The sequence below is a fragment of the Chromobacterium sp. Panama genome, assembly GCF_003052555.1.
GTDB lineage: Bacteria > Pseudomonadota > Gammaproteobacteria > Burkholderiales > Chromobacteriaceae > Chromobacterium.
This window is the reverse complement of the sequence record NZ_QARX01000001.1, coordinates 1,940,667-1,959,915: the sequence shown is the minus strand read 5'-3', so window position 1 is coordinate 1,959,915 and position 19,249 is coordinate 1,940,667. Positions and strand designations below refer to the sequence as shown.

Below are 19,249 nucleotides of genomic sequence, written 5' to 3'. Positions count from 1 at the left end.
ATGAAGTCGATGATTAAGCGGGCAACGGCCGGTCTGGTCGGCCTGCTCTTGTGCCAGGCCGTGTTGGCCGACAACTGCGTGATGCGCTTGAGCGGCGAGCAGTTGGATTACGGCGTGTTGAACAAAGGCCAGTTCAAGAGGGCCAAGTCCGGGGTGTTGGCTTTGGGCAAGCGGCGGATGACGCTGAGCGTTCAATGCGAGCAGCCAAGCGCCATCCGGCTGCGGCTGGAGGCGGAGCCGGCCGCCAAGGGCATGGCCTTGTGGAACGGCAAGGGCCACTACCGGATGAGCATGGGCGCGGCGCAATTGGACGGCCAGCCGGTGCTGCTGGCCGCCGTGCGTACCGGACAGGCGGCGCTGGAGCAGGCTGCGGCGGAGGTGGCGGTGGACGCCGAACATAAAATATGGGCGGTGGCGGACGGCAAGCCGGCGCGCGGCAAGCTGTTTACCGCGCAAATCTGGGTGGACGCCCAGGTGACGGCCGATACGCTGCGCGCGCGGGATGTGGAGCATTTGAGCAGCGGCGGGCGCCTGTTGCTGGAGAGGGACGACCGTTAAAGAGCGGTTAATAAAAATCAGCGTTACGGCTGAGGCAAGACCCGCCGACGCAGCCTCAGGGGTTTGTTAGCCGCTCCTGGCGTCGTTCCTGTTTGGGCGGGCCTGAACCGATTAAGCGCTTGGGCTGAGCCTGACTTTTTCTCCGCCCACTGATGTCTCAAGCCTGTAGGGCCGCCAACAGATTCCCAATCCCGCCTTGCGTCTGCCGGGCCTTGCTGGCGAGAAGAGAACGCTGTCAAAAACGGTATCGATATGAAATATCCTTTGCTGCCTTAATTTAGTACCCGTCCTATTAAAATCCGGAAAAATTAAGCGTAGCGTTGCGCCTAGCATTATTCCTGGCCGTGAGGCATGTCAGTTGTGATTTCGGCTTGTCTCGCTCTTGCTGGCCAGGTCATGAGTACGCTCTTAGGCAAAGGTATAGAAATCATGCTGAAGTCATTTCAGGTCGCAGTCGACGACTCTTTACTCAACGCGTTTTCCCATGAGAACCAGCACATTCAGCTAAGCATCGGCATTGGCCATCATAAAGTCAGCGACATCACCTTAAGCCAGGGCGATATTGAAGGCATTGTCACCCATAGCGCGGCTTTTTCGGTGGAGGGGATCAAGGCGGACAATGGAATGACCACCATTGTCTTGCGGCTTGCTTCTGGTTTGTGCGAGCAGGATGTTCTGAGATCCATGCACGCCCCATGGCGCGCTTACGCCTTGCCGACAGAAGCGCGTAAGTCCCCTCAGCACACCGTGCTATCCGGAGCCTCCGGAGATCATTGGTAGGTTTGCGTCCGCGGGCTCAAGATCAGCCGATGAAATCGGCCTTGAGCAAGCCGGCGCCGGCAGGCTGTTCACGGCCTGGTTCCAGGGGCGCAGGCGTATCCGCAATGGGCTCTCTCAGAACCTGTTTACGCTCTGCCGCGCGTCGTGAGACGTCACACGGTGAGTACCGCTTCGAAATGCTCATGTACCACGAGTACATTCCGCTTTTTCGCTCATTTTCGCCTTGTCTCGCTCTTGCTCGCGAGACTTTGAACAGGCTCTTATTAGGGCACAACATGAATATCTTGCTATTGTCGGCCTTTCCCGCCGAATCCGCCCGGCTGTCGCAACAGCTGTCCGCCGCGTGGGAGCCTGAGCCCATGCTCGGCGCTTTGTCCTGTCGCAGCCTTCAATACAATCTCCACCAGCTCTATCTGGCCGAAACCGGGGTGGGCACGGAAGACGCCGCCTTGACCACTCAAGCTGTGCTGCTGCAACGGGATATCGATCTGGTCTTGTTGCTGGGGACTTCAGGCGCAGTGGGAGATCATTGGGAGATAGGCGATGTCGTCGCCGGCAGCAAAGTCGTGCAGATGGATCTTTACGGCATCGACAAGATCCTGAAAGGCACGCTGTTTGAATCCTGCCTGTTTAACAGCAATACCCATGCTCCGCTGGAGACGGAATGGGATGTGGACCGCTATTGGCTGGAGAAGCTGACAGCGCTGCCTGGGGTGAAGCCGGGGCTGATCTTCAGCAGCAACCAGTTCCCAGTCCCTTCCTCCCTATTTCCCTTGATGTTGGAGTTGGGAGGCGGCGTGATTGAGATGGAAGCCTCCGGCGTGATGCGCGCCGCCAGCCGGCTGGGCTCCACGCCGGTGCTGGTGCTGCGGGCGGTCAGCAATATCATTGACAGCCGATGGCACGATACGGGTACGCCCGAGCATGGCATTGAGTTGCGCGCGGAGCGGCTGTCCGCCGCCGTGTTGAAGCTGCTGTCCGCCATTTGAAGCCTGCCAAGAGGCTGTTCAAAGTCCCGCTTTGGCTTGCCGGGCTTTGAACCGCTTCTTCATTTCCCCCGTTTGATCTCCCGCCTGGCCGGGCGGCCGTCTCCGGCTTGACGCTCCGCCCCCGTCTCAGTACTCTTTGCCTCGCGCTGCGCCAAATAACGCCGCGCCGGGCAGGCAAGCCTATCAATCTCCGTGATCGCAGTCATGTTGCGTCCACCCGGGCGCCGCACGTCTGTTGCCACGCATCTGCATCTGGGCAGGGCGTGGCAGGGAGCCTCTCGGGGCTGCCGGTCGACATCACGGAGAACCGGTCTTGCCACCTTGTCACGCTCCTGCTCGTATCCGAGCAGGCTTCCAAAGCTGACTTGGAGACTGCAATGACTCCTTCTGATTTTTCCCCCGCTTTTGCCAAACCACCCCCGGCCGCTTGCCAAGAACGCCAGTACTTGCTGTCCCAAACCGCGTTTGCTTGCGCGCAGGCCTTGAATTGCTTCACTGTATTGCGTTCCGCGCTCATGGCGATTCAAGCCAAGCGCAGCGGCAGCGAACCGTCCCATCTGCAATTGTTGGCGCGCCTCTCGCTTGAGGTGCTGGACGATTGCGCCGCCCGCCTGCAAACCCTTTACATCGAAACTGATGAGGCGCTCAAGACCGCGCCGCCCGCGCCGGCCCATTCGGAGGCCGCCGCCGCGCCGTGCTTGAAGCCGGACGCCGCCCGGTAAACAAGGGCGGCCCGCGCCTGCGCGCGGATTTCACATTTTCACGAGGAGTTCACTTTAGCCATCGCATGTAGTCGGGAGATCGTCATGTCGCAACATCATGAGTTTGGGGCGCGCCGCAGCCGGGCGTCGGTGGAGAAACCGCAGGGGAGAGATGCCCGCCGCGTCAACGCCGGGGAGGGCACGGCATGAAAGCGACCGTGATGCAGTTGCATCGGGATTTGCAATTGGGCAGAACCAGCAGCGTGGCGCTGACGGAGCAGGCGCTGACCGTCATCGCCGGCCATAGGGCGGCAGGAGGCGCGGCGTTTACCCATGTGGACGCCCAAGCCGCGCTGGCCGCCGCCCGGCAGATCGACGCCGTCGGTCTCTATCCCACGCCGCTGGCGGGTCTTCCCCTGTCGGTCAAAGACCTGTTCGACGTCCAGGGCCAGATCACCACCGCCGGCTCCGTGGTGCGGAAGCAAAATCCGCCGGTGCAGCAGGATGCAACCGTGGTGGCGAAGCTGCGCGCGGCCGGCGCGGTGCTGCTGGGGCGCACCAATATGAGCGAGTTCGCTTGCTCCAGCCTGGGCTTGAATCCGCATTACGGCACCCCGCGCAATCCCGGCGATCCGGAACGCGTGGCGGGCGGGTCCAGTTCCGGCGCGGCTGTCAGCGTGGCCCTGGACATGAGCGTTGCCGCGCTGGGCTCGGACACCGGCGGCTCGGCGCGCATTCCCGCCGCCTTTTGCGGCCTGGTCGGCTTCAAGCCCACGGCGAAGCGGGTGCCGATGCAGGGCTGCCTGCCCTTGTCGCCGTCGCTGGATTCCATCGGAACGCTGGGGCACTCGGTTTCTTGCTGCGCCATCCTGGACGCGGTGCTCAGCAGCGGCTGGACGCCCTCTCATGCGCGCGGTCAGCCCCCCGACGTGAAAAAACGCCGGCTTTACGTGACCGAAGACTATCTTGCAGACCATCTGGACCCCGCCGTGGCCCAGGCTTTTGACGAGGCCCTGGCGCGTTTGTCCCAGGCCGGCGCCCGCATCATACGTTTCGATTTCCCCGAGCTTGGCTGGATTGCGGACATGGACGCCCAGGGCGGACTGGCGGCGGCCGAGGCCTGGCACGAGCATGGCGAGCGGCTGGAGAGCGAGGACGGCGCTTACTACGACCCGCGCGTGGTCCGACATCTGCGGCAGGGGGCTGGTCAGAGCGCAGTCAGGTATCTGGAGCTGCTGGAGCGTCGCCGCACGCTGCAAGCCGTCGCCGCGCATCGCCTGTCCATGGCCGACGCCTGGCTGATGCCCACGGTGGCGATTCTGCCGCCCAGGCTGGCGGAGCTGGACGACGACGAGGACTACGGCCGTTTGAACCGGCTGGCTCAGCGCAACAGCGCTGTGGCCAATCTGCTGGACGGCTGCGCGCTCAGCCTGCCGCTGACGGCTCAGATCGGTTTGAGCGTGTGCGGGCTGCATGGCCGCGATACCCATACCCTGAAAATCGCCGCCGGCATTGAGCGCGTGTTGGAGTGTTGAACCGGGCCGGTTCAAGGTCTGGCGCGCGAGAGGGAGACAAGGCGAAAACGGCTGAAGAAGCGGAGTGCGCAAGTGGGGCATGAGCGTTCTGAAGCCGGCACTCATCATGCGATGTGGCAGACGTTGAACAGGTTCATTAAGAGCCGCGAACAAAACCTCGCAGAGAACCTGAGCCAAGGCGCGCCGACGCAGGCAGTACAAGTCGTACGGCAAGGAGGCGCAACGCAGGATCAGGGGTTTTGTTAGCGGGTCTAAGGAGAACGATGATGAAAGGCCAATTACCCATGATGGAGCAACTGAAGCTGTTGAACCAGGATTTGCTCGACGCCCAGCCGGATCAGCACGCGCTGTTTCATCTTGGCCGGCAGATGGCTTTGCAGTGCGCGGAGATGGACGCCTGCCTGTTGCAGGGCTTGATGGAGATCCGCTCAGCCCATGTCGGTTTGCAAGCCATTCTGACCGTGCTGCAACGTCGCGACGAACCCTTGCTGTTCAGCAGCGAGGAGGCGGCGGCCTTGCTGGAGCCGGTGCAGCAGCGGCTGAGCCAGGGCTTGAACGTTCTTAACCGCCTGGTTTGAGCCCCGCCGCGGCGATGCGCGCGCAACCGCGCGTCAGGGCCGGCTTTTCGTACTGGTCAGATATTTTTTGACGGCGCGCTTGCGCATACTTGCCTCATCTTGTGCGGCGCCCTGCCGCATAGGGTCTCACGCCGATCCCCCGGTGTTGAGCTGCCTAGTGTCTATTGCAAACCCATTATGTTTGCCTCCCTCTCCCTGCGTGGAGAGGGATATTTTTTTAACCGGAATCCCGCTCCGGCCTGTCGGCACGAGCTGATCGCGCCGTTTGCGAGCCATCTGCTAGGAGAAAGCATGAACTTCAATATGAATGTCGCCCAGTTCCAGCACAAATTGGCCGAAATGGAGGAGGAAAACCTCATGTTGCGTTTGCAGCTGGATGTTTACCGCGATGAGTTGTTCAAAAAGTACGAATCGTTTCTCGATGAGAAGTTGACGTCGGAAATGGACAAAAAACTGAGCCTGGACGTACGCAAGGCGGAGGCGGACATGCGCCAGAAAATGCAGGAAGAAATCAAGCTGTTGAGGGAAGAGTTGCAGCGCCTGCGCTCGCTGGGCAAGACCGAGCCCAAGCTGAACAAGGTGGAAAAGACGGCCGAGGTGCCGACTTTGCTGGCCACGGCCTGAATCTGACTGGGGCGGCCGGCCGGCGGCGGATTCCATATGAGCGGAGTTTTCATGAGAGCATTTTTGCTGTTGTGCTGGTTTTTATTGGCCTTGGGCGCGGCGCAAGCGCAGCCGACGGTGGGCAAGGATTACCTGGTGCTGCCCAAGCCGCATCCGGTGTCCAGCGGCGACAAGATCGAGGTGGCGGAGTTTTTCTCCTATCCCTGTCACTATTGTTACGCTCAGGACGCCGCGATCACGGCCTGGTTGAAGGCTCAGCCCAAGGATGTAAACGTGGTGCGCAAGCATGTGGTGTGGGGCCGGCCGATGGAAGGCTTCGCCCGGGTGTTCGCCACCCTGAACGCCGCGGGTTTGGCAGATCGTTTGCATGTGGCCGCCTTCCGCGCGGTGCAGCACGACAAGATCAATCTGGGCAAGGAGGCGGAGTTTGAGAAATGGCTGCGCCGCCAGCCGGGCGTGGACGCCGCCAAGACCATGGCGGTATACCATTCCTTCGCGGTCAAAGCCCAGGTGGAAGCCGCCGCCAAGTTCACCAAGGATTACCGGATTAGCAGCACGCCCATGCTGGTGGTGGACGGCAAATACGTGCTCGCCGCGGCCCAGCCGGTGCAGACGCGGAAAGTGCTGGACGCGCTGCTGGCCAAGGTGAGGGCGCAAAGAAACGGCCAGGTCTGAATGTTTCGACAAGCGGTTCAATGCCGCATCGCCATGCGCGGCGGGCATTGAGCCGCTTCTTGAGAGCACGCAGCCGCCTTATCGGGCGGCCGCATCGTTTTTGCCCGCAGGTCCAAACGGGGTATGATGGCAGACCGTATCGTTTATAGCGTTTGCACACTCCGCCGCCCATGTCCCAGCATACTTTCTCCCCGGATGGGAACGCCCATCTCAGCCCCAAGGCCTGGTATCAGGCCGCCAGCGAAAAACCCGGCTTCATTCACGACGCGGCCCAGGCGGCGGCGATCGAGGAGCTGGACCTGCTGTGGCATCAGCTGGTGGAGTTCAAGAACAAGCGCAACCGTTTCCTCGGGCGCAGTCTGCGCAGCCCGGACGTGCCCAAAGGCCTGTATTTCTGGGGCGGGGTGGGGCGCGGCAAGAGCTTTCTGATGGACGCCTTCTACGCCTGCGTGCCTTACCGCCGCAAGCGCCGTATTCATTTCCACAATTTCATGGCCGAGGTGCACCGCGAGTTGCGCGCGCTGGCCGGCAGCAAGGACCCCTTGCTGGCCTATGCCGACAAGATCGCGCGCGACACCCGTCTGCTGTGCTTCGATGAATTCCACGTCAGCGACATCGCCGACGCGATGATGTTGGGCCGGCTGCTGTCGGCGCTTTTCGAGCGCGGCGTGGTGCTGGTCACCACCTCCAACTACGCGCCGGACGGCCTCTATCCCAACGGCCTGCAAAGGCAGAACTTCCTGCCCACCATTGAACTGATCAAGCGCGAGCTGAAAGTGCTGAACGTGGACGGCGGCAACGATTACCGGCTGCGCGAGCTGACGCGCGAACCGCTGTTCATGGTGCCGGCGGACGCGGCCAGCGAGGAGAAGATGGAGCAGCTGTTCCAGCGCCTGAGCCACGGCGTGGAGCAGAAAAAACGCACCATCGAGGTGCTGGGCCGCGAGATTCCGGTCAAGCGCCTGGCCGCCGGGGCGATCTGGTTCGATTTCCTGGCCTTGTGCGACGGCCCGCGCGCGCAGACCGATTATCTGGAAATCGCCACCGAATACCATACCGTCTTCGTCAGCGGCATCCCCAAGATCACCGCGCGCGAGGCGTCCATCGCCCGCCGCTTCACCTGGCTGGTGGACGTGTTCTACGACAACCGCGTCAAGCTGGTGGCCTCCGCCGCCGCCGAGCCGGAACAGCTGTACACCGAGGGGCTGCAGGCCGGCGAATTCTTCCGCACCGCCAGCCGGCTGACCGAGATGCAATCGCGCAGCTATCTGGAGCTGCCGCACCAGTCCGTCGGCCAGACCCACGACCAGCCGCCGGTCGGCGTGGTGCTGTAAACGGCCGCGGACATGGACGCCGCCGGCCTGCTGCAAGCAGTGCGCGCCTGCCGGCTGTGCGCGGACAGCCTGCCGCACGGCCCGCGCCCGGTGCTGCAATGGCATCCGGACGCGCGCATCCTGATCGCCGGCCAGGCGCCGGGGCGGCGCGTGCACGCGTCCGGCCTGCCTTTCGACGACCCCAGCGGCGAGCGGCTGCGCGATTGGCTGGGCGTGGACAAGACGGTGTTTTACGATGAAACCCGCATCGCCATCCTGCCGATGGCTTTCTGTTATCCCGGCACCGGCAAGTCCGGCGATCTGCCGCCGCCGCCGCAATGCGCGGCCGCCTGGCGCCGGCCCTTGCTGGCCGGCCTGCCGCATCTGCAATTGACGATTTTGCTGGGGCAGTACGCGCAGCGCTATCACCTGCCGGGCCGCTATCCGCGGCTGACCGAGGCGGTGGAGCGCTGGCGCGAACATTGGCCGGCCTTGCTGCCGCTGCCGCACCCCAGCCCGCGCAATCAGCTGTGGTTCCGCCGTCATCCCTGGTTCGAGGCCGAGCTGCTGCCGGCTTTGCGGCAGCGGGTGGCCGAGGTGCTGGAGCGCGGCTGAGAAGCTGTTTACGATCTGCCGCGCGTCGGCGGGATGGATAGAAATGGGCGTTGAAACCGAGCTCAAAATGCTCATGTACCACCTGTACATTCCGCTTTTTCGCTCGTTTTCGCCTTGTCTCGCTCTTGCTCGCGAGATCGTAAACACGTTCTAAGCACTATTCACCATCGATGTTTCTCCAAGGAGGCCGCAATGTGGCGACGCTGGATCTGGAACGGCAAGCAATGGTTGTTTGACTGGGGCGTGCGCCAGCAGCGGCGCTGGGCCGGCTTGAGGCCGCGGCGGCTGCGGCTGGAGCAGGGCGAGTTGAGCTGGCTGGAGCGTCCGGCGCCGGCCGGCGCGCCTACGGTGCTGATGTTGCACGGTTTCGGCGCGGAGAAAGACCATTGGGCGATGCTGGCGCGCTGCCTGCCCAAGACCTTCCGTTTGATCCTGCCGGATTTGCCCGGCCACGGCGACAGCATGTCCGGCCTGGACATCAGCTACCGGGTGGAGGCGCAGGCGGACCGGCTGCGCGTTTTCCTGGAGGCCTGGGGCGTGGAGAGCGTCCATCTGATCGGCAATTCCATGGGCGGCGCCATCGCCGCCAACTTCGCCGCGCGCTATCCGCAGTCGGTGGCCAGCCTGACCCTGCTCAACGCCGCCGGCGCCGGTGTCAGCGCCAGTGAAATGGCCGAGTCGTGGCAGCGCAGCGGGGACAACCCGATGCTGGAGATGACGAGCGCGGACGGGGTGAGGGCGATGCTGGACTGGGCGATGTACCGGCCGCCGCCGGTGCCCGGTTTCGCCATTGAGGTGGCGGCGGCGCGCAAGGCGGAACGCGCCGAGGTGGAGCGCAGGATTTTCGACGATTTGTTCGACAGCGTGGATCAGCGGCCGGTGCTGGCGAGCATCCAGGCGCCGACCTTGATTGTCTGGGGCCGCGAAGACCGCATCCTGCACGTGGAGGACGCGGACTGCTTCGCCGCCGCCATCGCCGGCAGCGAAAAGCAGGTGCTGGAGCAGGTGGGCCATCTGCCGATGATGGAACAGCCGCGCCGGGTGGCCGCCCTGTGGCTGGAGTTCGCGCGGCGGCGGGCCGGCGTCTGAGAGCCTGCTTACGATCTGCTGCGCGTCGGCGATACGGCGTTGAAAGCAGCTTCAAAATGCTCATGTACCGTGTGTACACTCCGCTTTTTCAGCCGCAACGTCTTGTCTCGCCTTAGCTCGCGAGATCGTAAACACGCTCTGATATCCGGTTTACAAGCGCCGCGCGCGGCGCGCTGTTCCCATTCCGACGCCGGCAGGCCTCAGACCGCCGGCCTGGCTTGCGTCTGAGCCGTCGCGACGGCGTCTCCGCGCAGCAAGGCCAGGCCGCAGGCGATCACCACCACCTGGGTGCCGATCAGGCTGGCGAAACCCATGGCGAAGCCGCCGCCGCTGTCCCCGCTCAGGCTGATCAGCCAGCCCATCAACACCGGCATGAGGCCGGCCGTCAGCCCGCCTACGCCATTGGTGATGCCGAAGGCGCAGGCCACGTGCTCGGCCCGCGAGTAGTACTGGACGGTGCTGGGAATCGCCGGGCTTTGCAGTCCCCAGCACAGCCCGGCGGCGGTCAGGCAATAGGCGGCGGTGTAGCGGTCCGCGCTGTTGATGGCCAGCAGCACCGCCAGCGCCACGCCCATACTGGCGAAGATGAAGATCAAAGGCACGCGGCGGCGCGGGGTCAGATCCAGCAGCAGGCCGCCCAGCAGCACGCCCAGCACCACCGCGTATTGCGGCAGCGAGGCCAGCCAGCCCATTTCACGCAGGGAGAAGCCCCGGGCCTGCTGCAAATAGGCCGGCAGCCAGTTGCTGCTGCCCCATAGATAGGCGAGAAAAGCGGCGGTGAGCAGGGTCATGGTCAGGATGTGGCGGGTGTGGAAGGCCCCCCGGAACAGATCGGCCACGGTGGCGAGCGCGGCGCGCGGGGACTCCGGCCGCGGCAAGGCGGCGTAAGAGAGGGGCATGCGCACGAAGGCCAGCACCAGCGGCACGCCCAGCAGCACATTGAGCAGACCCAGCAGGTGGAAGGACGATTCCCAGTCCAGCAGCGCCACGGTGTAGCCGATCAGCGGATAGCCGACGGCCAGCCCGAGGCCGGTGCCCATATTGAACAGGGCGTTGGGCTTGCCGCTTTCCCCGCTGTCGAAGTGGGCCTTGATATAGGAGGAGCCCAGCGCGAACAGCGGCCCTTCGGCGAAGCCGAGCAGCGCGCGCGACGTCAGCAACATGCCGTAGCTGTTGAACCAGGGCGAAACAAAGGTGATCAGCCCCCAAAGGCACAGCCCGTAGATCAGGCTGCGGCGCACGCCGAACAAAGCGGCGCAAAATGGGGTGAACAGGATGGCGGACAGGCCGTAACCGGCCATGAAGGCGGTGGCCAGCAGCCCTTGCGCGCCGCGATCGTGCACGGTGATGCCCAGGTGGCGCAGAAAGTCGTTCTGGGTGATCAGCACCGCGATATTGATCCGGTCGACGTAGGAAATGGCGACCACCAGGAATAGCGTGGCCACGCCCAGCCAGCGTTGATTGCGTGTGTTCATTGCTCTTTCTCCTATTGCGTGGGGCGGTCTTGTCGCCGCTCGAGGCGCGCCGGCGGCGGGCGCAAAGGCTCCCCGCCGGCCCGCTTGGGGCCGGTTGTGATGAAGGGGGAGACCGTCGCGCCCATTGCGGGCGCGCGTTTAGAGATCCAGGACCAGCTGCCGGCTCTTGCAGCCGGAGACGCAGATCATCATGGTTTTTCCGGCCCGGCGCTCGGCCGGGCTCAGCACCGAGTCGCGGTGCTCCGGCTCGCCGTCCAGCACCCGGGTTTCGCAAGCGCCGCAAATGCCTTCCCGGCAGCTGCAGTCCACCTTGACGCCGTGGGCCAGCAAGGCGTCGAGCAGGGATTGGCCGGCGGCCACATTGAGCTTGCGCCCGCTTTGGGCCAGCACCACTTGGTAGGGCGCGCGTTCGGCGGCGTCGGCCTGCGCGGCGGGCTTGGCGGCGAAGCGTTCGATATGGACATGGGGCAGGGCCAGGTCCGCGCATATTTGCTCAAAGCTGTCCAGCATGGGGCCGGGGCCGCAGCAATAGAAATGGCTGTCGGCGGGGAAGCGCTCCAGAAAGCCGGCGAGCTTGGGCGGGCAGCCGGCTTCGGCGTCGATATGCCAGTCTATCGGCTGGCCGCCGCGGGCGATGTCGTCGGCCAGGGCCGCCTGTTCGCGGGTACGGGCGCAGTAGAGCAGGCTGACCGGCCGGCCCAGTTCGCGCATCCGCGCGTACATGCTGTAGATGGGGGTGATGCCGATGCCGCCGGCGATCAGCACGGTTTGGCCGGCGCTTTCTTCCAGCCGGAAATGATTGCGGGGCGCGGAAGCCGGCAGTTCCGCGCCGACGCGCAGCTGCTGATGGATGTAGAGAGAGCCGCCGCGGCTGGCGCGGTCCAGCTGGACGGCCACCACGTAGGCGCGCGGCGCGCAGCGCGGCGTGACCAGCGAGTAGCTGCGCGCCATGCCGTTGGGCAGGTGCAGATCGATGTGGGCGCCGGCCTCGGCTTGCGGCAGCGGGCCGCCGTCCGGCCGGGCCAGCTCCAGGCTGAGCACGCCGTCGGCTTCGCGACGCATCGCCTCCAGGCGCAGGGTGAGCAGGGTTTGAGTCATGGCGGGATCTCGTTGCGGGCGCGGAGCGGCATGGCCGCTCCGACGCGGGGTTCAGCCTTGAGCGGCGGCCATCTGTTCGGCGGCGAGGCGGCGCAGATAGCGGCGCTGACGCACGATGCCCATATCGTGCTGGTACAGGAACTCCCGGTCCCAGGCGTCCAGCTCCATGTTTTCCAAGGCTACACGGTCTTGTTCCAGCACCTGCCAGTGGCGCGCCTCCAGCCGGTTTTTATACAGAAAGCGCCAGGTGTCGCGCTGCCAGCCGCTGACCTTGCGGCAGCGCCAGAACACCACGGCGCACAGTTCGCGGCTGATCGGGGTGTACATGCCGATGATGGTGAAGTTGCCGCCGGGGCCGCCGGTCTTGGGATAGGGGATTTCCAGCCGGTGCCACATCGCCGTGCCGTCGTCTATGAGTTCGGTCCAGTCGAAGTTGACGTTTTTTTGGCCGGTTTTTTCAAAGACGAAGCCTTGCTCCAGGTCCCGGATGGCGAATTCGGCCTGGCTGGCGCCCTCGGACATGGTGTGGGATTGCTTGTGCAGGAAGGCACCGTGCATCGGGTCCATCACATTGTCGGCCACGTAGCGGTAGTCGTTGCCCCATTCCACATAGCAGGGAAAGTGGCTCCATTCGTCGGAGTTCAGATACTCCGGCAGCCGCAGCGGAGGCGGCGCGGCCACCTCTTGGCTGGCGTTGTAGATGAAGATCATGCCGGCCTGCTCCTCCACGTGAAAAGCGCGAGCGGCCTTGGTGCCTTCCAGCTTGCAGCCGGGGCTGCCCGGCACCCGGGTGACGGTGCCGCGGCAGTCCACCTCCACGCCGTGATAGGCGCAGCCCAGGCGGTCTCCCAGCACAAAGCCCATGGACAGCGGCGCGCCGCGGTGCGGGCAGTGGTCTTCCAGGCAGTGGACCTTGCCGTTGGCCGGCTCGCGCCACAGCGCCAGCTTGTATCCGAGGCGGCGCAGGCTGACGGCGCGGTCGCCGACGAAGCGGGAGGGACAGACCATGTGCCAGCGGTCTTTGAGGCCCTTGGCCAGATAGGCGTCGATTTGTTCCATGCTGAAATCGCTCATGATGTTCTCCTCGATGGGTTTATTGAGCCAGGCGCGCCATTTCGGCGCGGAACAGCGCTTCGTTCCAGCTGCCGCCGTTGGGCGCGGACGGGCCGTGCTGGTTCAGGTGGGCAAGCAGGGCGTTCAGATCGTGGATTTCCTGCGCGTAAGCGCGCTCCAGGGCGTCGCCCAGCAGATCTTCGTAAGGCGTGGGGGCGGTTTGCTGCGCCTGGCGGGGCTCCAGGTAGCGGGACGGGATGACTCGGCTCATGGGGTTCTCCTTGGGACGGGGTGCGGTTTAGCGGTCGGTTTCGCCGGTTTTGTCGGTGAGAAAGCCCTGGCGCGGCGTCTCTGCGTGTTTGGGGCGGCGGGTGTGGCCGTCCAGGCCGCCGGTCACCGCCCATTCCGCGAAGCGTTCCGGCCCGGGCTCGAAATCGCGCGGCTGCCAGGCTTCGGTCAGTTCGTCTTCGTCGCTGTAGTACTCGACCAGGCCGCCGGCCGGGTTTTCGAAATACCAGAAGTAGGCCGAGGAGATGGGGTGGCGGCCCGGGCCCAGTTCGGTTTTCCAGCCGAGCCGGTCCATGGCCAGGCCGCCGCCTATCACTTCGTGTATGTCGCGCACGGCGAAGGCCACGTGGTTGAGGCCTTTCTTGCCGCTGGGCAATTGCAGCAGGAATAGGTCATGGTGGCCGCCGCGCGGTGCGCAGCGCAGGAAGCTGCCGCGTTGCGGGTATTGGTCGGACAGGGCGAAGCCCAACCGGTCGCAGTAAAAGCGCACCATGGCTTCGCGCTGGTCGACGAAGAGCACCACATGACCCACTTCTATCGGTTGGGCGCGTTCGTAAACCGGGGCGCGCTGATCCACGCGCGGCCGTTCGCTCCAGCTGTTGAAGCGGGCGCAGTCCAGTTGCAGCGGGCGCTTGCGGCTGACTTGCAGCGCGATGCTCAGGCCGCAAGGGTCCTGGCAGCGCAGCCGCTCCGCTTCGCGCCGGAAGCCGGGCAGATTGCGCAACTGCGCGGCGTATTGATCCAGATCGCCGGCGCTTTCCACGCCCCAGACCACTTCCACCAAGGTGGGCCCTTCCTCCAGGCCGGCGGGCAGTCCGGGCAGGTCCGGGTGGGAGACGCGCACCACGCAGTCGTTGAGGCTGCGGAATTCCAGTTGCTGATCGCTTTCCCGCTCCAGGCGCAGTCCCCAATCCAGGAAAAAGCGTTTGCAGGCGGCCAGATCGGCCGCGCGATAGTTCACTTCGTCTATGCCAAGCACCGCCATGGCGGATCCTCCTCTTGTTGTGAAGCCGGTGGAATGCGGTTTAGAGCCGCTGGCAAAACCGCGTAGAGAGCCTGAGCCCAGCTAGGGGTTTTGTGAGCGGACTCTTAGTTGGTCCAGGGCAGCGGTTCCGGATTCAGCCCCCAGTACACGCCTTTCTGCTCCATGTATTGCAAGATGCCGTGCCGGCCTTTTTCGCGGCCCAGCCCGCTGTCGCGCCAGCCGCCGAAAGGGGTGGCCGCCGAGAACTGCTTGTAGGTGTTGATCCATACGGTGCCGGCCTGCAGCGCGCGCGCCAGGCGCCAGGCGCGCTGCGCGTCGCGGGTCCAGACGCCGGCCGCCAGCGCGTAGACGCTGTCGTTGGCCTGGGCGATCAGATCGGCCTCGTCGTCGAAGGGCAGCGCCGCCAGCACCGGGCCGAAGACTTCGTCCCGGCATAGCCGCGCCTGGTTGTCCAGGCCGTCGACGATGGTGGGCGGGTAGTAATGGCCGCGATCAAACAGGGCGCCGCGCGGACGCTCGCCGCCGCAGAGCAGGCGGCCGCCGTCCTCCAGCGCGCGCGCCACATGGGCTTCCACCTGTTCGCGGTGGGCGGCGCTGATCAGCGGTCCCATCTGGGTGAGGGGGTCGGCCGGGTCGCCCAGACGCAAGCGCCGGGCGCCGGCCGACAGCCGGGCGATGAAGTCGGCGTACAGCGGGCGGGCGATGAAGAGCCGGGAGCCGGCGACGCAGGATTCGCCGGAGGAGCTGAAGATGCCGTAGAGCACGCCGGCCACGGCGTGGTCGAGGTCGGCGTCGGCAAACACGATGGTCGGAGACTTGCCGCCCAGCTCCAGCGAGACCGGCATCAGTTTTTGCGCCGCCAGCGCGGCGATGTGGCGGCCGGTGGCGGTGCCGCCGGTAAAGGCCACGCGCCGCACCAGCGGATGACGCACGATGGCGTCGCCGATCAGCGAGCCCTTGCCGGGCAGCACGCTGAGCAGGCCCTTGGGCAGGCCGGCCTGTTCGCAGATCCTGGCCAGCTCCAGCGCCAGCAGCGGCGTGGCCTCGGCCGGTTTCAGCACCACGGCGTTGCCGGCGGCCAGGGCCGGAGCCAGTTTTTGCGCCTCGCTGGCGATGGGGGAGTTCCAGGGGGTGATGGCGGCCACCACGCCCATGGGCTCGTGCAGGCTCAGGCTCAGATAATCGCCGCGCGAGGGGGTGACGCTGTCTTCCAGCGTTTCGCAGGCGGCGGCGAAGAATTGAAAGGTGTCGGCGGCGCTGGCCACCAAGGCGCGGGTTTCCCGGATCGGCTTGCCGTTGTCCAGCCTTTGCAACTGGGCCAGTTCTTCGGCGCGCGCGCGGATGCCTTCGGCCACGCGGTAGAGCACCCGCGCGCGTTGGTGCGGCTTCCACTGCGGCCAGCCGCTGGCGTCGAAGGCGCGTTGCGCGCCCTGGACGGCTTCTTCCACATCGTCCAGGCTGGCGGCGTGCAGACAGGCCACGGCTTCGTCGGTGGCGGGGTAGCGGCTGTGATAGAGATCGCCGCGGCCTGGCCGCCACGCGCCGGCAATGCAAATGGGCAGGGGGGAGGAGAGTGTGCTCATGATGGCTCCTAGATGGCGATGGCCCGGACATGGTTGAGCAAGGCTCGGACCACGCTGTAAACCGTGAGGGCGGAGGTTTTCGGATTGCCGGGCAGCGCTTGGCCTTGCAGGCTGAGACTGAGCTCGCCGAAGCCGCCGCGGGCGTCTATGCAATGCTGGTTGCCGTGGGCGGCCGGGTCGGCGTAGAGCCGGACCTGCACCCGGTCCAGGCCCAGGCTGGCCAGCGCCACGGTGGCGGCGACGTTGGCGTTCTTGGGAAAACGCCGCGCCGCTTCCCGCGCGCTGCCGGAGAAGATCAATTGCGCCTGGCTCAAGGCCGCCAGATCCCAATCCCGTTCCGCCGGTGTGCCGCGCCAGGCCAGCGGCGGCTTGCGGCCGGTGTAGCTCACCTGTTCCAGCCCCCCCAGACGAGCGGCTGCCAGCGCGTCGATGGCGCCGACGGCGCCGGAGAGCAGGCGCGCTTGCGCGCCGCCGCGCCGGGCCGCCTGTTCCAGCCGTTCCGCCAAGCCGTCTTCGGTCAGCGCGCCGGCGGAGACGATCAGGCAGTCGATGCCGCGCTCCAGCGCCGGCAGCACGTGTTGGGCGACGGCGGCGTGGCCGGCGCATTCCACCAGCAGATCCGGCGCGGGCGCGTCCGGGTCCAGCGCGCGCCGCGGCCTCGCCTGCGGGGCGAGGCGGGCCAGGGTGTCGCGGACGCGGGCATCGTCCGGCGCGGGCACCAGCACCTGGCCGACGCGCAGGGCCGGCTCCGCCGCGATCCCTTCCAGCACGCCGGCGCCGACGGCGCCGCAGCCCACCAGGGCGATGTCCAGCACGGGTTTGGGAGGAGAGAGGTCCATGGGCTCAGTCCTGTTGCTTGGTGGGCGGGCCGGCGAAGACGCTTTTGAAGCGGCCTATCGCCAGCATGTCGATTTCCAGCAGGAAGGGGCCGCTGTGTTCCAGCGCCGCGGTCAGCGCCTGATCCAGCTCCTCCAGCCGGCTGACCTTGCGGTGCGGCAGCCGCAGCGAGGCGCACAGCTGGGCGTAGTCCGGGGTGTGCAGGTCCACATAGCAGCGGCGGCCGCCGTAGTGGGCGTCCTGGATGTTCTTGATCACGCCGTAGCCCTGGTCGTTCATCAGAATCATCACCAGGTCCGCCTGCTCCTGAACCGCGGTGGCCAGCTCGCCCAGATTGAGGATGAAGCCGCCGTCGCCGGCCAGGCCCAGGGTTTTGCGGCCGCTGCCGTAGGCGGCCGCGCCGATGGCGGCGCCTATGCTCATCGCCAGCCCCTGGCCGATGCCGCCGCCCAGCGCGTGGACGCCGGCGGTGGCGGAGAACAGCCGCAGCTGGCGGTTGCCCCAGGTGCTGTTGGAGACGGTGACGTCGCGCACCCAGTTGAAGTCGCGGCCGATGCGGGCTTGCAAGGTTTCCACCAGGCGGCGATAGGGCCCCAGCCCGTCCAGCAGCGCGTCCACGGCGGCCTGGCGCGCGCGCCACAGATCGGCGGGCAGGGCCGGGTCCACGCGCAGCCGGCCTTCCAGCCGCCGCGCCAGCCCGTCCAGCGCCAACGCGGCGTCGCCGCAGACGAAGACGTCGTCGACGTAGCCGCGGCCTTCCGCCGCGGGGTCCGCGTCGATGCGGTACAAGGGGCGCGGCAGCTTGAGCTGGTATTTCAGGGTTTCATTGCCGCGCAGGCGGGAGCCGACCACCAGCATGGCGTCGCAGCTTTGATAGAGGGCTTCCACCGGCGGGTGCAGGTTGTAAGCGCCCAGGCTGCGTTCATCGTCTTCCGGCACGATGCCGCGCCCCTGGGTGCTGCTGACCACGCCAAAACCCAGGCGCAGCAAGCGTTGAGCCGCGTCGGCCGCGCCGCGCGCGCCGCCGCCCAGCCACAGCAGCGGCCGGCGCGCCGCGGCCAGCCGGTCCGCCAGCGCGTCGAGCGCGGCCTCGGACGGGACGGCGATCAAGGGCGGCAGCGGCGCGAGATCGGCCGGCAGCGGGATGCGCTCGGCCTGGATGTCGATGGGGATTTCTATGCTGACCGGTCCGCAGGGCGCGCTCAGCGCGGCGCGCGCCGCCTGTTTGAACACGCCGACCGCGGTTTGCGCGTTGCGCACGCGGAAGGCGGCCTTGGACACGGCGCGCAGCATGCCGAGCTGCTCGGGCGCTTCATGGATGTAGGCCAGCTCCTGGTCCAGATAGGGCGTTTCGATCTGGCCAGTGATGTGCAGCAGCGGCGTGCCGGCGGTCAGCGCCTCCACCATGCCGCCGGCGGCGTTGCCGGCGGCGGTGCCGGTGCTGGTCAGACAGACGCCCAGCCGCCCGGTGGTGCGGGCGCAGGCGTCGGCCATATTGGCGGCGCCGGCCTCTCCGCGCGCCGGCACGAAACGGATGCGGCCGCGTTGGTTCAGCGCGTCGAGTATGGGCATATTGTGGATGGAGATCACCCCGAAGGCGGCTTTGACGCCGCAGTTTTCGAGGAAGATCGCCAGCGCTTCGCCGACGGTGACAGTGTGTTTATCGGGCATGACGCGACAGGCCTCCAGAGATGTCGAGATGGCTTCCCGTGGTGTAGGAAGAGAGCGGGGATGCGAGGAAGAACACGGCTTGGGCGGCCTCTTGCGGCAGGCCCAGCCGGCCGAGCGGAATTTGTTTGCGCGCGGCGAGCGCGGCGCTCCATTGGTCCCAGTCTTGTGTTGGGTCCTCGCGCTCGGCGAAGCGCCGCCGCCATTGTCCGGAGTCGACCAGGCCGATCAGGATGCCGTTGACGCGCACGCCGCGCGGGGCGAACTCGGTGGCCAGCGAGCGAACCAGATTGAGTACGCCGGCGCGGGCGGCGGAGGTGGCGACCATATGCGGTTCCGGCTGCAGGGCCAGCAGCGAGTTGACGCAGACGATGGCGGCCGGCGCGCGGCGCTCCAGCTGGGGCAGGAAGCCGCGGGTGGGATGGATGACCGACAGGAATTTCAGCCGCAGCTCGTCCAGCCAGTCTTCATCGCTGGTGTCGGCGAAGGTGGACACGCGGCCCTGGCCGGCGTTGTTGACCAGGATGGACGCCGGGCCCAGCTCGGCCTCCGTTTCCGCGGCGAAGGCGTTCACCGCTTCGCGGTCGAGCACGTCGCAGGCGCGGGCCAGCAGCCGGGCGGCGGGGAAGCGTTGCCGCAGCAGCGCTTCGGCCTGAGCCAGCCGGGCGGGATCGCGGCCGCAAAAAGCCACCGCGGCGCCGGCGGCGAGAAATTGTTCGACGCAGGCGAGGCCGATGCCGGAGGAGCCGCCGGTGACGACGGCGACGGACTGATCAAGATCGCAAAAGCTCATCGGAGGCTCCGT

20 protein-coding genes are annotated in these 19,249 nt (G+C 66.1%); 11 read left to right on the top strand and 9 right to left on the bottom strand.

Features of this window, described 5'->3' with window-relative positions; all coding sequences use genetic code 11:
* From DB032_RS08845 to DB032_RS08795, 11 genes are all read left to right on the top strand, one after another.
* Entirely contained in the window at window positions 1-558 is a 558-nt protein-coding gene (locus DB032_RS08845; RefSeq protein WP_146176620.1) for a hypothetical protein, read from the top strand.
* A gap of 396 nt (window positions 559-954) precedes the next feature.
* The gene (locus DB032_RS08840; RefSeq protein WP_146176619.1) at window positions 955-1,338 is read left to right on the top strand and encodes a hypothetical protein; all 384 of its coding nucleotides are present in this window, start codon (window positions 955-957) and stop codon (window positions 1,336-1,338) included.
* A gap of 182 nt (window positions 1,339-1,520) precedes the next feature.
* Window positions 1,521-2,327, top strand: a complete 807-nt coding sequence (locus DB032_RS08835; RefSeq protein WP_158274269.1) for a hypothetical protein — start codon at window positions 1,521-1,523, stop codon at window positions 2,325-2,327.
* A gap of 263 nt (window positions 2,328-2,590) precedes the next feature.
* Window positions 2,591-3,049, top strand: a complete 459-nt coding sequence (locus tag DB032_RS23620) for a hypothetical protein (RefSeq protein ID WP_146176617.1) — start codon at window positions 2,591-2,593, stop codon at window positions 3,047-3,049.
* A gap of 185 nt (window positions 3,050-3,234) precedes the next feature.
* Complete coding sequence (locus tag DB032_RS08825; protein WP_107799148.1) at window positions 3,235-4,563, top strand: amidase; 1,329 nt, start codon at window positions 3,235-3,237, stop codon at window positions 4,561-4,563.
* 266 nt (window positions 4,564-4,829) lie between these two features.
* Complete coding sequence (locus DB032_RS08820) at window positions 4,830-5,141, top strand: hypothetical protein (protein WP_146176616.1); 312 nt, start codon at window positions 4,830-4,832, stop codon at window positions 5,139-5,141.
* A gap of 291 nt (window positions 5,142-5,432) precedes the next feature.
* Complete coding sequence (locus tag DB032_RS08815; RefSeq protein ID WP_107799146.1) at window positions 5,433-5,765, top strand: hypothetical protein; 333 nt, start codon at window positions 5,433-5,435, stop codon at window positions 5,763-5,765.
* A gap of 51 nt (window positions 5,766-5,816) precedes the next feature.
* Window positions 5,817-6,440, top strand: coding sequence for a thiol:disulfide interchange protein DsbA/DsbL (locus tag DB032_RS08810; RefSeq protein ID WP_158274268.1), 624 nt, complete (start codon window positions 5,817-5,819; stop codon window positions 6,438-6,440).
* Window positions 6,441-6,610: 170 nt separating this feature from the next.
* On the top strand, window positions 6,611-7,774 hold the full coding sequence (gene zapE, locus DB032_RS08805; RefSeq protein ID WP_107799144.1) for a cell division protein ZapE: 1,164 nt from the start codon (window positions 6,611-6,613) through the stop codon (window positions 7,772-7,774).
* A 12-nt stretch (window positions 7,775-7,786) separates the two neighbouring features.
* Window positions 7,787-8,368 (top strand): uracil-DNA glycosylase family protein, encoded by a 582-nt coding sequence (locus tag DB032_RS08800; protein WP_107799143.1) that lies wholly within the window; start codon window positions 7,787-7,789, stop codon window positions 8,366-8,368.
* Window positions 8,369-8,560: 192 nt separating this feature from the next.
* Entirely contained in the window at window positions 8,561-9,457 is an 897-nt protein-coding gene (locus DB032_RS08795; protein WP_107799142.1) for an alpha/beta fold hydrolase, read from the top strand.
* Between the two features lie 200 nt (window positions 9,458-9,657).
* Here the strand turns inward: DB032_RS08795 and DB032_RS08790 are convergent, their stop codons facing one another.
* The 9 genes from DB032_RS08790 to DB032_RS08750 form a co-directional block, all read right to left on the bottom strand.
* Window positions 9,658-10,932, bottom strand: a complete 1,275-nt coding sequence (locus tag DB032_RS08790) for an MFS transporter (protein ID WP_107799141.1) — start codon at window positions 10,930-10,932, stop codon at window positions 9,658-9,660.
* Between the two features lie 138 nt (window positions 10,933-11,070).
* Complete coding sequence (locus DB032_RS08785) at window positions 11,071-12,030, bottom strand: PDR/VanB family oxidoreductase (RefSeq protein ID WP_107799140.1); 960 nt, start codon at window positions 12,028-12,030, stop codon at window positions 11,071-11,073.
* Window positions 12,031-12,081: 51 nt separating this feature from the next.
* Entirely contained in the window at window positions 12,082-13,104 is a 1,023-nt protein-coding gene (locus DB032_RS08780) for an aromatic ring-hydroxylating dioxygenase subunit alpha (protein ID WP_107799139.1), read from the bottom strand.
* 19 nt (window positions 13,105-13,123) lie between these two features.
* Window positions 13,124-13,354 (bottom strand): recombinase-like helix-turn-helix domain-containing protein, encoded by a 231-nt coding sequence (locus DB032_RS08775; protein ID WP_107799138.1) that lies wholly within the window; start codon window positions 13,352-13,354, stop codon window positions 13,124-13,126.
* Window positions 13,355-13,381: 27 nt separating this feature from the next.
* Window positions 13,382-14,356, bottom strand: a complete 975-nt coding sequence (locus tag DB032_RS08770; protein WP_107799137.1) for a VOC family protein — start codon at window positions 14,354-14,356, stop codon at window positions 13,382-13,384.
* A 104-nt stretch (window positions 14,357-14,460) separates the two neighbouring features.
* Window positions 14,461-15,939, bottom strand: a complete 1,479-nt coding sequence (locus DB032_RS08765; protein ID WP_107799136.1) for an aldehyde dehydrogenase — start codon at window positions 15,937-15,939, stop codon at window positions 14,461-14,463.
* Window positions 15,940-15,947: 8 nt separating this feature from the next.
* A complete protein-coding gene (locus tag DB032_RS08760; RefSeq protein ID WP_199225855.1) occupies window positions 15,948-16,778 on the bottom strand; it encodes an aspartate dehydrogenase in 831 nt (276 codons plus the stop codon).
* 4 nt (window positions 16,779-16,782) lie between these two features.
* The gene (locus tag DB032_RS08755; RefSeq protein WP_107799134.1) at window positions 16,783-18,447 is read right to left on the bottom strand and encodes a thiamine pyrophosphate-binding protein; all 1,665 of its coding nucleotides are present in this window, start codon (window positions 18,445-18,447) and stop codon (window positions 16,783-16,785) included.
* Complete coding sequence (locus tag DB032_RS08750; RefSeq protein ID WP_107799133.1) at window positions 18,437-19,237, bottom strand: SDR family oxidoreductase; 801 nt, start codon at window positions 19,235-19,237, stop codon at window positions 18,437-18,439. The genes DB032_RS08755 and DB032_RS08750 overlap by 11 nt, the downstream gene beginning before the upstream one ends.
* Window positions 19,238-19,249: the final 12 nt, after the last annotated feature.